The following is a 14,460-nucleotide window of genomic DNA, read 5'->3' on the forward strand; positions in this document are numbered from 1 at the left end:
AGATTTAGGCAGTTAGTTGGCAATAAATCGCCGTTCGGTTGTTAGCACCTGCAAGAGCAGCCCCAACTGGGGTTTTTCATTGGGTAGTAGCCGACCACTGGCGTCGTAAGAGCGGTAGTTGCCGTTGCGTCCCAACACAATAACCTGCTGCGGCGTGATGATGGTCAGCGCATTGTTATCGCCATTGAGCAGCCAGTTGGTGCGGCGTGCGGCGCTGAACAGGTCTTCACCCTGAGAGTAATCCTCGGTTGCGGTTTTCACATGCAACAGACGTTGCATCAGCGTGGTCATCACATCTTTCGGGTCGGTCATTTTGCTGATGGTCTGTGCCGGGGTATCCGGCCAGTGCACGACCAGCGGCACCTGACGATGCTCACGGTTCATCGGTGATGGGTCGCTGTCTTTGAGACGTTCGGCGCTGCTTTGCTCGGCGGTAATCACCACCACCGTCTTGTCGAGCAGGTTTTTCTCGCGCAGCGTAGTGATGATGCGATCGATCTGTTCATCAATGCTGGCGGTGTCCTGACGATAGCGGCGCTGTTGGTCGCTGGCCGGAACCGGGCGACCGTTGCTGCCAAGCTCACTGTGGTTGAATTCGATAAACGAGAACCACGGAGAGCGTGCATCGGTATTGTTGTCCAGCCATTTGGTCCACTGGGTGGTAATGGCCTCATCGCTTTGCGGCTGTGTAGGTGGCAGTGAAAAGTCGGATAACAGTGCCTGACGGTAAAGCGGGCTGCTGAATCCGCTGGCCGAGAACAGGCCGAACTGATAGCCCTGCTGACTCAGCGCATTGATCAACGCCGACGGTTTGCTGCTGCCCAGCACGCCATCCATGTAGGTGGTGGAGATGCCATAAAACAGGTTGAACAGGCCGCCATCCTGCTGGGTTCCGGCGCTGAAATGGTTGCTGAAGCGCACGTTCTCTTCAGCAAAACGGGCCAGGTTGGGCATGGAATGGGGCGTGTCCTGGTCCGGCACGCTGTCCATCACCACCAGTAGCAGGTTATAGCCGCTACCGGCGTCGCGGAAGCTGATGTCGCTGAGCGGGTACTCCACCGATACCGCATCGGGATTGCCCTGCAACGTCAGACGACGTTCATACTCCTGCGCGTTAAGCAGACCGTGTTTTTCCAGAAAACGACGCGCCGTCATCGGGTAGGAGAGCGGCAGATTGGCGCGCTGCATGGTAATCGGGCGGTAGAAGTTGGCGTCTGCCCAGATGTACATCAGATGAGACAGGAAAAACGCGACAATGAATATCGCTGCCATTGGCCTGGCGAAGCGACGTCGGCCCAGGCTGCGCAACTTCTGCCAGCACCAGGTGCCGAACAGCATCTCCACCATAAAGATCACCGGCACGCTGATAAACAGCAACTGCCAGTCGCGCACCATCTCGCTTTGGTCCGGGTTGGTGACCAGTTCCCAAACGGTCATGTTCAGGTGCAAATGGAAGCGGCCGAACACCGCGGCATCGACAATCAGCAATGTCTGCCCGGTGGTGGCGATCGCGGCGGAGAGGAAGCGCAGCAAGCGCTGCGACATCACAATAAATGTCAGCGGGAAAATGATCAGCAGGTAGGCCGAAAACCCAATAAAGCTGAAATGCCCCAGCCAACTCACCAGCGAATAGACTCGCCCGGCCAGCGACGACGGCCAGTCGGCAACAAACAGATAGCGGCTACCCAGCCCCAGTGCGAGCAAAATGTTAAACAGGGCGAACCAGTGCCCCCAGCTGATCATCTGGGAGACTTTTTCACGGTAGCGCGGACGGTTGGTTACCATAAACGGGCCGGTATCAGTGGATGTCGTTGGTTTTTATAGACGCCTGTAACGCGTCGGCAAACGAACCAGCCAGTGCTTCGCGTTGTTTCGGATTAGCGATGCTGGTATTGAGCAGATTGGTGACCATGTTGCCGAGCACCATCAGTGCGAGATCGGTCGGGGTGTGGTGCTTTTCCAGCACATTAACCAGATCAGACAGCAGTTGTTCAATTTGCTCGTCACTGTAACGGGATGATTGTGGCATAAAATCGTGTATCTCAGGTGGTGAAAGGCAAATATATTACCGTATAGGGGCGTGGTTTTCCGCACTTTTATCAATGATGATCGTCAGAACCGGGATGCTTTGAGTTGCATACCGAAACGTCAGGTGCTTGAATACGCGCCTTACCAGAAGGAGAGTTTACCATGAGTCTGGATATCGACCAGATTGCCCTGCACCAGTTGATCAAGCGCGACGAGCAGTCACTGGAGATGGTGCTGCGTGATTCGTTATTGACCGTGAACGGCGCGGTCAGCGATATGATGGCGGAACTGCATCGCGTTTACAGCGCCAAAAGCAAGGCATATGGCCTGTTTAATGAAGAAAGCGAACTGGCGACGGCGTTGCGTTCCTGCCGTAAAGGTGATGATGACTTTCTGGCATTCTCCCGCGCTGCCACCGGCCGGTTACGTGATGAACTGGCCAAGTACCCGTTCGCCGAAGGCGGCGTGGTGCTGTTCTGTCAGTATCGCTATCTGGCGGTGGAGTACCTGCTGATTGCGGTGCTGAACAGTTGCAATAGCCTGCGGGTTAACGAACAGCTGGATATCAGCAGCACCCATTATCTGGATATCCATCATGCGGATATCGTGGCGCGCATCGACCTGACCGAATGGGAAACCAGCCCGGAATCGACCCGCTACCTGACCTTCCTCAAAGGCCGCGTCGGCCGTAAAGTATCTGACTTCTTTATGGATTTTCTGGCCGCAGCGGAAGGTCTGGATACCAAGGCGCAGAACAAGGGGCTGCTGAAGGCGGTGGATGACTATTGCACCGATGCCGAATTGGATAAAAACGAGCGTCAGCAATACCGTCAGCAAGTGTACAGCTACTGTAACGAGCAGTTGCAGGCAGGCGAAGAGATTGAGCTGGAAGCGTTGTCGAAAGAGCTGCCGCCGCTGGGCGACAAGACGTTTCAGGCGTTCACGGCCGAGCAGGGCTATGCGCTGGAAGAGAGTTTTCCGGCGGATCGCAGCACGCTGCGCCAGTTGACCAAATTCGCCGGTAGCGGTGGTGGGCTTAGCATCAATTTTGACGCGTTACTGCTGGGCGAGCGCATTTTCTGGGATGCGGCTACCGATACCCTGACCATCAAAGGCACACCGCCTAATTTGCGTGATCAGTTACAGCGTCGGTTTGGCGGCGGCGATCGCTGATTGCTCTTTTCTTCAGCCCGTTCTCCGCGATGTGCGGTGAGGGGCGCGTGCAGGCAGGGGCTATCCCTGCCTGTAAACCGGTTTGGCAGGGCGTGCCCGCTGTTCTATGATGGGCATTCGACTGCTTGTGTTGTGAGATCCCCGTGCGTTCGACCTTTGACATGTTGCTGGCGGTGTACGACCGCGCGGCATTGATGCTTATCTGCCTGTTTTTCCTGACGCGGACGCGTCATTTCCGTCAGCTACTTCAGCAGGACGAGCACTCCCGCTTTGACCTGACGGTGGTCACCGCTATTTTTTCTCTGTTCGCGCTGTTTAGCACCTGGTCCGGCATCAATGTGGAAGGGTCGCTGGTCAATGTAAGGGTGGTGGCGGTGATGTCCGGCGGCATCCTGTTTGGGCCGTGGGTGGGGATCACCACCGGGGTGATCGCTGGTGTTCACCGTTATCTAATTGATATTCATGGCATTACCTCGATACCTTGTCTGATCACCAGTATTGTGGCGGGGTTTATGTCTGCCTGGATTCATCGACGTATTCCGCGCGATCGCCACTGGAGCGTGGGTATCGCTGGCGGCATGTTGTGTGAATCGCTGACCATGTTGCTGGTGGTGCTGTGGGCGCGGCCGTTCTCGCTGGGACTGGATATCGTCGCCCACATCGCCATTCCGATGATTCTGGGGGCGGTCAGCATCGGTTTGATTGTGCTGCTGGTGCGCAGCGTGGAAGGGGAAAAGGAGGCGATTGCCGCTCAACAGGCCAAACTGGCGCTGGATATCGCCAACAAAACGTTGCCTCTGTTTCGCCATATCAACAGCCAGTCATTGAGTTCGGTATGCGATATTATCCGTCGAGACATCGATGCCGACGCGGTGGCGATCACCAACACCTCGCAAGTGCTGGCCTACGTTGGGGTCGGGGAGGAGAATTACCACAGCGGCGATCGCGATCTCAGCCCGACGACGCAACTGGCGTTAAAAAGCGGGAAGATCATCATCAAGAATAACGATGAAGCTTATCGCACCCCGGAAATTCATTCGATGATCGTGATTCCATTGCGGGAAAAAGGTGACGTGACGGGCACGCTCAAGATTTATTACCGGCGGGCACACCGCATCACCTGGTCGCTGAAAGAGATGGCTGTCGGGCTGTCACAAATCATTTCCACCCAGCTTGAAGTTTCGCGGGCCGAGCAACTGCGTGATATGGCCAATCGTGCCGAACTGCGGGCGCTACAAAGTAAAATCAACCCACATTTCCTGTTTAATGCGCTTAATGCGATTTCCACGTCTATCCGCTTGAATCCGGATACGGCGCGTCAGCTGATCATCAATCTATCGCGTTATTTGCGTTATAATCTGGAACGTAATGATGAGGAACTGATTGATATAAAAAGCGAACTTTATCAGGTCAAAGATTACATCGCTATTGAGCAAGCCCGTTTTGGCGACAAGCTAACTGTGATTTACGACATTGATGAAGACGTCAACTGCCATATCCCCAGCCTGTTGATTCAGCCGCTGATTGAAAATGCGATTGTGCATGGCATTCGGCCTTGTAAAGGCAAGGGCGTGGTGACGTTGAGTATTCAGGATCAGGGGGAACGCATCCGGGTGGCGGTGCGGGATACCGGTAACGGCATCAGTGACGAGGTGATTGCGCGTGTCGAGCGTAATGAGCTGCCGGGTAATAAGATTGGCCTGCTCAATGTACATCACCGTATCAAACTGCTGTATGGCGAGGGGCTGCGGATTCACTCGCTCCATCCTGGTACGGAAATCGAATTTTTTATCACTCAGGACAACGTGGGTCGTTCAGACAGTATGGTCGCGTTTCCTTCGTGAACGGCCTGTCAGTAGGAGAAAAGCGTGAAAGCGATCATTGTCGAAGATGAATTTCTGGCGCAGCAGGAGTTGAGCTGGCTTGTCAAACAGCACAGCCAGATTGAGGTGGATGCGGTGTTTGACGATGGCCTCGACGTGCTGAAATACCTGCAGGATAACCGGGTGGACGTGATCTTCCTTGATATCAACATCCCCTCACTGGATGGGGTGATGCTGGCGAAAAACATCAGCCAGTTTGCCCATAAACCTTTGATCGTCTTCATCACCGCCTATAAAAATCATGCGGTGGAGGCGTTTGAACTGGAAGCGTTCGACTATATCCTCAAGCCTTATCATGAAACCCGCATTGTCAGTATGCTGCAAAAACTGGAAGCAGCCTGGCAACAACAGCAGTTACCCAGCCATGTCAGCGGCGATAACCGCCCGGCACCGATGACCATCAATCTGGTCAAAGATAAACGGATTATTGTCACCAATATTCACGATATCTATTACGCCGAATCTCACGAAAAGCTGACTTTTGTCTATACCCGGCGGGATGAGTTCGTGATGTCGATGAATATCACCGAGTTTTGCAGCCGGTTGCCGGAGGCCTACTTCTTTCGCTGCCACCGTTCGTATTGTGTCAACCTGAGCAAGATCCGCGAGATCGAACCCTGGTTCAACAACACCTATATCCTCAAACTGAGCGATTTGGATTTTCAGGTGCCGGTCAGCCGCAGCAAAGTGCGGGAGTTTCGTCAACTGATGCGGCTGTAGTGGTGGGGAGGTCAGACGTCAGACATGAGAAGATAGATTTACTGTCATTAATACCGTTCTGGATGCATTTCATTCCCTGATTCATGCCGTTCATGCCCTTATTAACCCCGTGGATTTAGCCCCTCTTTATACTGGTGCCATTCGGCAGGCGTTGGCCTGTTTTATCTTCACATCAGAGAAATTAAGGGGACCGGCATGAACAACAAACCGGCAAATCGCGGCGTTATTATTGCAGGGACTATCCTCGCCCAAATGGGGTTGGGGACCATTTACACCTGGAGTCTTTACAACCAACCGCTGGTCGACAAATTCGACTGGCCGCTCAGTTCGGTGGCGACCACCTTTTCATTGACCAGCTTTTTCCTGGCGTTCGCTACACTGTTTGCCGGGCGCATTCAGGAGCTCATCGGTATTCGGAAACTGACGCTGATTGCCGGTTTAGTGCTGGGAACGGCGTTGATGTCCGCTTCTATGGTGTCATCGTTGTCGATGCTGTGGCTGTTGGTGGGTGTGGTAGTCGGGTTTGCCGACGGCGCGGCGTACATCACCACCTTGTCCAACCTGATTAAATGGTTCCCGAATCGCAAGGGCGTTATCGCCGGGATTTCGGTTGGTGCGTATGGCACCGGTAGCCTGGTGTTTAAATACATCAATAGCGCGCTGCTGGCGCAGGTCGGCGTGTCTCAGACTTTTTTCTGGTGGGGCGCGATGGCGTTGCTGATGATCACCGGCGGTGCCATGTTACTGAAAGACGCACCGGTACAGCCGACGCAGACGGCCGTTAATGGCGGCAACGTCAACTTTACCGTCAGCGAGATGCTGCGTCGTAAAGAAGCCTGGCTACTGTTTGTGGTGTTCTTCACCTCTTGTATGAGTGGGTTGTACCTGATTGGTATCGCGAAGGATATCGGCGTGAAAATGGCCGGGCTGGATGCGGTGACCGCTGCCAGCGTGGTATCGGCGATTGCTATCTGCAACACCGCCGGGCGTCTTATTCTCGGCTATCTGTCCGACAAAGTGGGCCGCTTGCGGGTGTTGAACTTTACACTGCTGGTGACCGCGCTGGCGGTGACGGTCATGGCGTTCCTGCCGCTTAACGGCATGACGTTCTTCTTGTGTACGGGGGCGGTGGCCTTCTGTTTCGGTGGGAATATCACCGTGTATCCGGCGATTGTGGCGGATTTCTTCGGCCTGAAGCACCACAGTAAAAACTACGGGCTGATTTATCAGGGATTTGGTCTGGGCCCGTTGGCCGGTTCCTTTATCGCCGCCGCGCTGGGTGGATTCCACAGCACCTTTATCGCCATTGCGCTGTTATCGGTGGTGTCGCTGGTGATTACCCTGTTCATCCAGCCGCCGAAAGCACCGCACGAGCAGGATGCGCCATTGGTCGCACAGGGCAGCCACGCCTGATAAACCTCACACTCTTCATTAATAGTCGTGTAGCCAAACGCCACCGCCATCATGCGGTGGCGTTTTTGTTTTTGGCGGGAGAGATAGCAAGACAGCGACTGGATGAAATGACCGGACAGTGAAGAAGAGAGAAAAACAAAAACGCCGCAACAAGTGCGGCGTTTTTGCTGGCTCGTCGAAGACGTTATGCGTGATTAAACGCGAACGAAGTCGATGTGAGTCAGTTTCGGCTTGAACGGGTGACGCTGAACAGCCTGAATTTTTACTTTGGTTTCTTTGCCATCGACAACCAGGACGATTTCACCGTACAGGCTTTCGCTGTTACGATCTTCCAGGTTTTTAACGATATCGTGGTCCAGTTCGATGGAAACCGGTGCTTCGCTGCCGCCGTAAACGATGGCGGGGAATTTACCGGTAGTGCGCAGGCGGCGGCTCGCACCCTTACCCTGCTCTTTACGTACTTCTGCGTTGATAGTAATCATTGCTTTCTCTACTTGATAAAATGACCCTGTTACAGGCGACCCAGCAACAGGCAGGATAACCATGCTTGTCATGCAAATAACGATGCCGTTATTCGAAATAAAAGCGGGCGAGATTCTAGCGGAATATGGCGGCGCGGGCAAATAAAACCGCCGCCAATTAGCCACGTAGCTCATGGGCACGGCGGTAGCGGCCCTGATAATCGAAGATTTTTTCCCGCACCTGCCAAAATTTGCCCTGCATACGGGCTACCACAAAATCCGGTGCGCGCAGCAGAGCCTGCTGTGCGACGACATCCTCAGCACGCTGCCAATGGAAGGGAACGCCGGGGGCGCGCTGGTGCGCTCGAAGAAAAACATGCGTAAAGGCGTTGCGCTGTGCGGTGGTATGCAACCGGAAACGCTCGCTGACGTCGGCCCCGTCTTCATCGTGGTAGGTGATGCGCAACCACTCGCCTTTGGCGTCGGTGCCGTGTTGCAAGCTCATGCCGCTGCAACGCAGCACCAAGGCGTCTTTCAGTTTTAGTGCGGCTTTCAGCATGTCGTCTGGGTCAACCAGGACTTCCTGGCACTGCTGGCAGCGCCTGGCGGCGATATCGTTTTCCGCTCCGCAATGCGGGCAGCTTTTGAAACGGAAGCGGTAATCGCATTGTTGCCTCCGCCCTTGTTCGTCCGCCTGCCAGCCCTGACAACGGCGGCCATAATGCTCAATCACGGTGCCGTCATCGGTGCATTTTCCAAAGAACAGGTTGGCGAAGCCGCACTGTGGGCAGAACACCTGCACCGGCTGGCTGTCGCTGTGTGGCTTGCTGTGGCCGACTTCGGGCGTGTAGAGATCGAACGGGTTGCCTGCGTAGTCCAGAATCAGGCAGTCGGTTTTGCCGGGAAACAGGCGCAAACCACGGCCGACTATCTGCTGATAGAGGCTGACGGATTCCGTCGGGCGCAAAATAGCGATCACATCGACGTGCGGTGCATCAAAGCCGGTAGTCAGCACCGACACATTGACCAGATAGCGCAATTGTTGCTGCTTGAAGGCGGCGATCAGCGCATCCCGCTGCGGTGCGGGCGTTTCGCCGCTGATCAGCGCCGCTTCACCGACCGGTAGCAGCCCCTCGACTTCCCGTGCGTGTTCAACCGTGGCGGCGAAAATCATCACACCCCGCCGGTTAGTGGCGTATTCCGTAATCTGGCGGACGATGAGCGGTGTGACCCGTTGCTGACGCTTCAACTCCCGGTTCAGCTCCACATCGCTGAACGATCCGTTATTGAACAGCCCATTACTACGCGCCGCCAGTTGGCTGAAATCGTACTGCACCACCGGCATGTCCAGCCGCTCTGGCGGCACCAGAAAACCGTGCCGGATCATGTAGCGCAGTGGCAGTTCGTAGATACAATCACGAAACAGGCAGCTGTCGTCGCCGCGGATCATGCCGTGATAGTGGTACTGATAGATCCAGCCCCGGCCGAGGCGATAAGGAGTGGCGGTCAATCCCAGCAACCGCAACTGGGGATTGGCCTGCTGCAAATGCTGGAGGATTTGCTGGTACTGGCTGTTTTCATCGTCGCTAATCCGGTGACATTCATCGACGATCAGCAGCGAGAAGGCGTCATCAAATTTGTCTGGGTGGCGTGCCACCGATTGCACGCTGCCAAACACCACCTTACCGTCGCTGTCGCGCTGGTTGAGCCCGGCGGCGAAAATGTCTGCCTGTAACCCCAGCGCACAGTACTTGGCGTGATTCTGCTCCACCAGCTCTTTAACGTGTGCCAGCACCAATACCCGGCCACGCGCCAACCGCGCCAGCTCGGCGATCACCAGACTTTTGCCTGCACCGGTGGGTAAAACGATGACCGCCGGGGCGGTATGTTGACGAAAATAGGCAAGGGTGGCGTCAACCGCTTCTTGCTGGTACGGGCGCAGTGTAAATGACATCAGTGGCGGCAGATTTTGCTTTCATGAGTGGTAAAGCCGTTATCTTGCGGAATGAATTTGCCTTTGTCAGCCAGAAATTGCACCAGTCCAGCGGCGGTCATGTCGGCGGCGGAGCAGGTATGAAAACGGGCATCGCGGCCAAAACGCGCCTCAATAGCGGCAATCAGTTCATCAGTGGTAAAGGATCTGTTGGCGGCTACCATCATATGTAATACTTCATGACCGTGAATCGATGACATAATAGGGCTCCTGATAATTATCGGGCGATGAAATACCGCCAATACGGCGAAACGTCGCGGTATACTCTCTCTTTCCTGCCTGATGACCAGCAGGGCAGGGAAGAACATAAAAGTTGCTTTTATTATGCTTCTTTAGATGATGAAGAAGGGCGGTTTACATCAATGTTCGGTGTGAACGCCGACGCTTTTTCCTATCAGATGGCGGTCAGCGCCATGACTGACCGGCAACTCGTGACGACCATAGGCAATATTCATTAATGCGATTGGATAAATTTCTCTCCCAACAGTTGGGGATCAGCCGTTCGCTGGTTGCGCGTGAACTGCGTGCGCAGCGTGTAACGGTAAATGGTGAGGTGGTGAAGAACGGTGCGTTTAAACTGCTGCCAGACCATGAAGTGGCGTTTGACGACAATGTGCTTGAACAGCAGAACGGGCCGCGTTATTTCATGCTGAATAAGCCGCAGGGGTATGTGTGTTCAACCGACGACCCTGACCATCCGACGATTTTATATTTTATCGATGAACCGGTGGCGCATAAGCTGCACGCCGCTGGTCGACTGGATATCGACACCAGCGGTTTGGTGCTGCTGACCGACGACGGCCAATGGTCGCACCGCATTACCTCGCCGAAGCACCATTGCGAAAAAACCTATCTGGTGACGCTGGAACAACCGCTGTCACCTGACACCGCGGAGCAGTTTCAGGCGGGTGTGCAATTACACGGCGAGAAGGACCTGACCCGCCCGGCGACGCTGGAGCCAATTTCTGAGCACCAGGTGCGGTTGACCATCAGCGAAGGCCGCTACCATCAGGTAAAACGTATGTTTGCCGCGGTTGGCAACCATGTCGTGGCGTTGCATCGTGAACGTATCGGCGCTATTGCGCTGGATGATGATTTAGAACCCGGCGAATATCGGCCGCTGACGCCGGAAGAGGTCGCCAGCATCGGGCAATAGTCGTAAGACTGTCGGCTGTCGATTTGCGCTTTGTTAAGCCCTTTTGTCCGCCACCGTCAGGTGGCGGGAAACCGTCGTCTACCTGGAGAACCGTTTTTCGTGCAACCACAATCATCCTCGCGCGTCGGTCTGATTTTTATTCTGGGGTTGATATCGATGCTGATGCCCATTGCCATCGATATGTATTTACCGGCGCTGCCGGTGATCGCAAAAGAGTTTTCGGTTGATCCGGGGCGGGTACAGATGACCCTCAGTTCCTATGTGCTCGGGTTTGCCATTGGTCAGGTGTTTTACGGCCCGATGTCGGACAGCATCGGCCGTAAACCGGTTATTCTGGGCGGGGTGCTGATTTTTACTCTGGCTGCCGCCGCCTGTGCGCTGTCGCAAACGGTCGACCAGTTGATTCATATGCGTTTCCTGCACGGCTTGTCGGCCGCGTCGGCCAACGTGGTGATCAACGCGCTGATGCGGGATATGTTCTCGAAAGATGAATTCTCACGCATGATGTCGTTTGTGATTCTGGTGATGACGGTAGCGCCACTGCTGGCACCGATCATCGGCGGTGCATTGCTGTTCTGGCTTAGCTGGCACGCGATCTTTTGGACTATCGCCGCCGCGTCGCTGGTGGCGACCGTGCTGGTGTGGCTATTTATCCGTGAAACGTTACCGGTAGAGCGGCGACAGCGGTTCCATTTGCGTACCACGCTGGGGAACTTTTTGCAGTTGGTTCGCCACCGTCGTGTCTTCAGTTATATGTTTGCCAGCGGGCTGTCGTTTTCCGGCATGTTTGCTTTTCTGAGCGCCGGGCCATTCGTTTACATCGATCTTAATGGCGTGTCACCCCAGCATTTTGGCTACTATTTTGCCCTGAACATCGTGTTCCTGTTCCTGATGACATTGCTCAACAGCCGTATCGTGTCGCGTATGGGCGCGATGTTTATGTTCCGGCTGGGGCTGATTATCCAGTTTGTGATGGGAATATGGCTGGTTGTGGTCAGTAGCTTCGATTTAGGGTTTATCCCGCTGGTGATCGGCGTTGCGGCATTCGTGGGGTGCGTCGCTACGGTGGCGTCCAACGCGATGGCGGTGATTCTTGACGATTTCCCCCATATGGCCGGAACGGCCTCTTCGCTGGCTGGCACCATGCGTTTTGGGCTAGGGTCGCTGGTGGGAACGTTATTGTCGCTGGCGACGTTCCAGAGCGTATGGCCGATGGTGGGCGCAATGGCGTTCTGCTCAGCAGGCGCATTCGGCTTGTTTTTGTATGCGGGACGGCGTTAATACACGTCTTCCGTTCTCCTCTTTCCTGCTTTTGCTGTCGGCAATCTACCGACAGCATTCCTGCCTGTTGTTCCTAAAATGTGAAAATATTGAATCGAAAGTGAACGATTTGAAGAAAATGATTGAGATATCGAGAATAAAAGGTTACATATAGCGCAAAATCAGTCAGAATCGTGATCTTGTTAACGTTTTGAACGGTTATCAATCTGAGCGCTATGCTTCTGGGGCGGCCTCATCATGAAAATATGTTGCTTTTTTGTATCCGTGTGGTGATAAAAAAGCCGTTGTGGCAAAAAAGTTTGCCGATTTATGTTATAATTTTGTGAATTTTAAAGCAGCTTAGCTGAGGAAGACCGCTGTGAATACTCTTCAACTTTCGGTAGTTCATCGTTTGCCGCAAAGTTACCGCTGGTTATCCGGTTTTACTGGCATCAAAGTTGAACCGATTCCGCTTTGCAGCATGGATGACGACAGTTATCTGATTGGTTTTAAACTGCTTAGCCATGATGGCGAAGAAGCCCGTCAGATTATGCGTCACCTCAACCAATCACTGGATGCTATCCAACTGCAATGCGCAATAGTGGAGTGGGAGGGCGAACCCTGCCTGTTCCTGCACCGCCAGGACGAGAGTGCTGCCATGTGTCGACTGAAAGACGTCGGTGTGGCGATTGCCGAATCCGTCTGTGCGCAATACCCTTTCTGAAGCAACCGCATCGTTAACGATGCGGCTGTAACACCTTTTCCCCGCTGTTCCGAGCTCAAGCCGAGAGTTGCAGTAGCTGCCGGGTGTAATCCTGTTGTGGGTGTTCAAACAGTTGCCGACACTCGCCTTGCTCCACCACTTCGCCGTGCCGCAGCACAATGACCTGATGACACAATGCACGCACCACGTGCAGATCGTGGCTGATGAACAGATAAGCTAACTGATGGGTCTGTTGCAGGGTTTTTAGTAGCGTCAGGATTTGTGCCTGCACCGTGCGATCAAGTGATGAGGTCGGTTCATCGAGAATCAGCAGTTCTGGTTGCAGGATCAGCGCGCGGGCGATGGCGATGCGTTGGCGCTGGCCGCCGGAAAACTCTGACGGATAGCGGTGGCGGCTGTCCGGGTCTAGCCCCACTTCCTGCATGGCCTGGATCACCCGCTGCGTTTGTTCTGCTGGGCTTAACTGATGATGTACCCGCAGCCCTTCCGCGATGATCTGCTCCACATTCAACCGAGGGTTCAGCGAACCATTTGGATCCTGAAACACCACCTGAATGCGACGACGTACCGGCAGCATCTGCTTGTGGTTAAAATGGTGCAGCGGCTGACCGTCGAACCAGATCTCGCCACGACTGCGCAGCAACCGTAGCAACGCCAGCCCGGTGGTGCTCTTGCCGGAGCCAGATTCGCCCACCAAACCAATGCTTTCTCCGCGGCGCAGGCTAAAGCTGAGCGCCTGCAATACCGACTTTTCTCCCACAGTACGGCGCAACAGACCTCGCCTGATGGGGAAGCTGACGCCCAGCTCGCGGACCTCCAACAGTGTTGTGGCGGTCTGCTCCAGCGGCAAGGCTTCCCCTGTCGGTTCGGCATCCAGCAACTGCTGGGTATACGGATGCTGCGGCGCGCTGAACAGCTCACGGGTGTCGTTCTGCTCCACACAACGCCCGGCCTGCATCACCGCTACCCGGTCCGCCAGCCGACGCACGATGTTCAGGTTATGGGTGATGAACAGCACCCCCATGTTCAGTTCCTGTTTTAGTTCGTTAAGCAGATCCAGAATTTGCGCCTGTACGGTGACGTCCAGTGCGGTGGTCGGCTCATCGGCAATCAGCAGGGTGGGTTGCGTCAGCAGTGCCATTGCAATCATCACTCTCTGGCGTTCACCGCCGGAAAGCTGGTGAGGAAAATCCGCCAATCGTCGCGCCGCCTGACGAATGCCGACACGTTCCAGACAACTGACGATTTCACCCCGCGCGGCCTCATGGCGCATACCCCGGTGCAGCGAGAGAACTTCCGCCAATTGCTTTTCGATGGTGTGCAGCGGGTTGAGGGACACCATCGGTTCCTGAAAGATCATGGCAATGCGGTCGCCACGAATCTGGCGCAGCCGTTGCTCGCTGGCGTTCAACAATGATTCGCCGGAAAACAGGATGTCGCCATGTGGGTAGACCACGGGCGGTGAAGGCAACAAGCGCAGCACCGACAGCGCGGTCACGCTTTTGCCGGAACCCGACTCGCCGACCAGCGCCAGGGTTTCTCCGGCCTCAATACTCAGCGAAACCTGGTCGACCACTTGCCGCTGCTGGCCGCCGTTGCGAAACGCAATGCTCAGATCGCGGATTTCAAGTAAAGGTTGTGCGGACATA

Annotated in this window: 14 protein-coding genes; 8 read left to right on the top strand and 6 right to left on the bottom strand. The window is 54.9% G+C overall.

Annotation, left to right across the window (positions count from 1 at the left end; all coding sequences use genetic code 11):
* Nucleotides 1–12 precede the first annotated feature (12 nt).
* Together yejM and OB87_RS04865 are read right to left on the bottom strand one after the other, a co-directional pair.
* A complete protein-coding gene (yejM, locus tag OB87_RS04860) occupies nt 13–1,785 on the bottom strand; it encodes an LPS biosynthesis-modulating metalloenzyme YejM (RefSeq protein ID WP_033568311.1) in 1,773 nt (590 codons plus the stop codon).
* Nucleotides 1,786–1,798: 13 nt separating this feature from the next.
* Nucleotides 1,799–2,029, bottom strand: a complete 231-nt coding sequence (locus OB87_RS04865; RefSeq protein ID WP_013317597.1) for a YejL family protein — start codon at nt 2,027–2,029, stop codon at nt 1,799–1,801.
* 161 nt (nt 2,030–2,190) lie between these two features.
* Between OB87_RS04865 and yejK the strand changes: the two genes are divergently transcribed.
* From yejK to OB87_RS04885, 4 genes are all read left to right on the top strand, one after another.
* Nucleotides 2,191–3,201: a nucleoid-associated protein YejK gene (gene yejK / locus OB87_RS04870; RefSeq protein WP_033568312.1), complete on the top strand. Its 1,011-nt coding sequence runs from the start codon at nt 2,191–2,193 to the stop codon at nt 3,199–3,201.
* Between the two features lie 143 nt (nt 3,202–3,344).
* Entirely contained in the window at nt 3,345–5,045 is a 1,701-nt protein-coding gene (locus OB87_RS04875; protein WP_050515640.1) for a sensor histidine kinase, read from the top strand.
* Nucleotides 5,046–5,069: 24 nt separating this feature from the next.
* On the top strand, nt 5,070–5,804 hold the full coding sequence (locus OB87_RS04880; protein WP_033568314.1) for a LytR/AlgR family response regulator transcription factor: 735 nt from the start codon (nt 5,070–5,072) through the stop codon (nt 5,802–5,804).
* 195 nt (nt 5,805–5,999) lie between these two features.
* The gene (locus OB87_RS04885; RefSeq protein WP_033568315.1) at nt 6,000–7,217 is read left to right on the top strand and encodes an L-lactate MFS transporter; all 1,218 of its coding nucleotides are present in this window, start codon (nt 6,000–6,002) and stop codon (nt 7,215–7,217) included.
* Between the two features lie 194 nt (nt 7,218–7,411).
* Here the strand turns inward: OB87_RS04885 and rplY are convergent, their stop codons facing one another.
* From rplY to OB87_RS04900, 3 genes are all read right to left on the bottom strand, one after another.
* Complete coding sequence (gene rplY, locus OB87_RS04890) at nt 7,412–7,699, bottom strand: 50S ribosomal protein L25 (RefSeq protein WP_033568316.1); 288 nt, start codon at nt 7,697–7,699, stop codon at nt 7,412–7,414.
* A 157-nt stretch (nt 7,700–7,856) separates the two neighbouring features.
* Nucleotides 7,857–9,632 carry a DEAD/DEAH box helicase gene (locus OB87_RS04895; RefSeq protein ID WP_033568317.1) on the bottom strand — a complete coding sequence of 592 codons (1,776 nt, stop codon included), beginning with the start codon at nt 9,630–9,632 and terminating at the stop codon, nt 7,857–7,859.
* Nucleotides 9,632–9,871, bottom strand: a complete 240-nt coding sequence (locus OB87_RS04900) for a YecH family metal-binding protein (RefSeq protein ID WP_013317604.1) — start codon at nt 9,869–9,871, stop codon at nt 9,632–9,634. Before OB87_RS04900 ends, OB87_RS04895 begins: the two co-directional genes overlap by 1 nt.
* Before the next feature lie 27 nt (nt 9,872–9,898).
* On the opposite strand from OB87_RS04900, the gene OB87_RS04905 reads away from it, so the two are divergent.
* The 4 genes from OB87_RS04905 (at nt 9,899) to OB87_RS04920 (ending at nt 12,811) form a co-directional block, all read left to right on the top strand.
* Entirely contained in the window at nt 9,899–10,129 is a 231-nt protein-coding gene (locus tag OB87_RS04905) for a hypothetical protein (RefSeq protein ID WP_033568318.1), read from the top strand.
* Complete coding sequence (gene rsuA, locus OB87_RS04910; RefSeq protein ID WP_033568319.1) at nt 10,129–10,827, top strand: 16S rRNA pseudouridine(516) synthase RsuA; 699 nt, start codon at nt 10,129–10,131, stop codon at nt 10,825–10,827. The genes OB87_RS04905 and rsuA overlap by 1 nt, the downstream gene beginning before the upstream one ends.
* Nucleotides 10,828–10,926: 99 nt before the next feature.
* The gene (locus OB87_RS04915; protein ID WP_033568320.1) at nt 10,927–12,108 is read left to right on the top strand and encodes a Bcr/CflA family multidrug efflux MFS transporter; all 1,182 of its coding nucleotides are present in this window, start codon (nt 10,927–10,929) and stop codon (nt 12,106–12,108) included.
* 358 nt (nt 12,109–12,466) lie between these two features.
* Nucleotides 12,467–12,811: a YejG family protein gene (locus OB87_RS04920; RefSeq protein WP_033568321.1), complete on the top strand. Its 345-nt coding sequence runs from the start codon at nt 12,467–12,469 to the stop codon at nt 12,809–12,811.
* Nucleotides 12,812–12,866: 55 nt separating this feature from the next.
* Here the strand turns inward: OB87_RS04920 and yejF are convergent, their stop codons facing one another.
* Complete coding sequence (gene yejF, locus OB87_RS04925) at nt 12,867–14,459, bottom strand: microcin C ABC transporter ATP-binding protein YejF (RefSeq protein WP_033568322.1); 1,593 nt, start codon at nt 14,457–14,459, stop codon at nt 12,867–12,869.
* Nucleotide 14,460: the final 1 nt, after the last annotated feature.

It is taken from the genome of Dickeya undicola, assembly GCF_000784735.1.
Classification (GTDB): domain Bacteria; phylum Pseudomonadota; class Gammaproteobacteria; order Enterobacterales; family Enterobacteriaceae; genus Dickeya; species Dickeya undicola.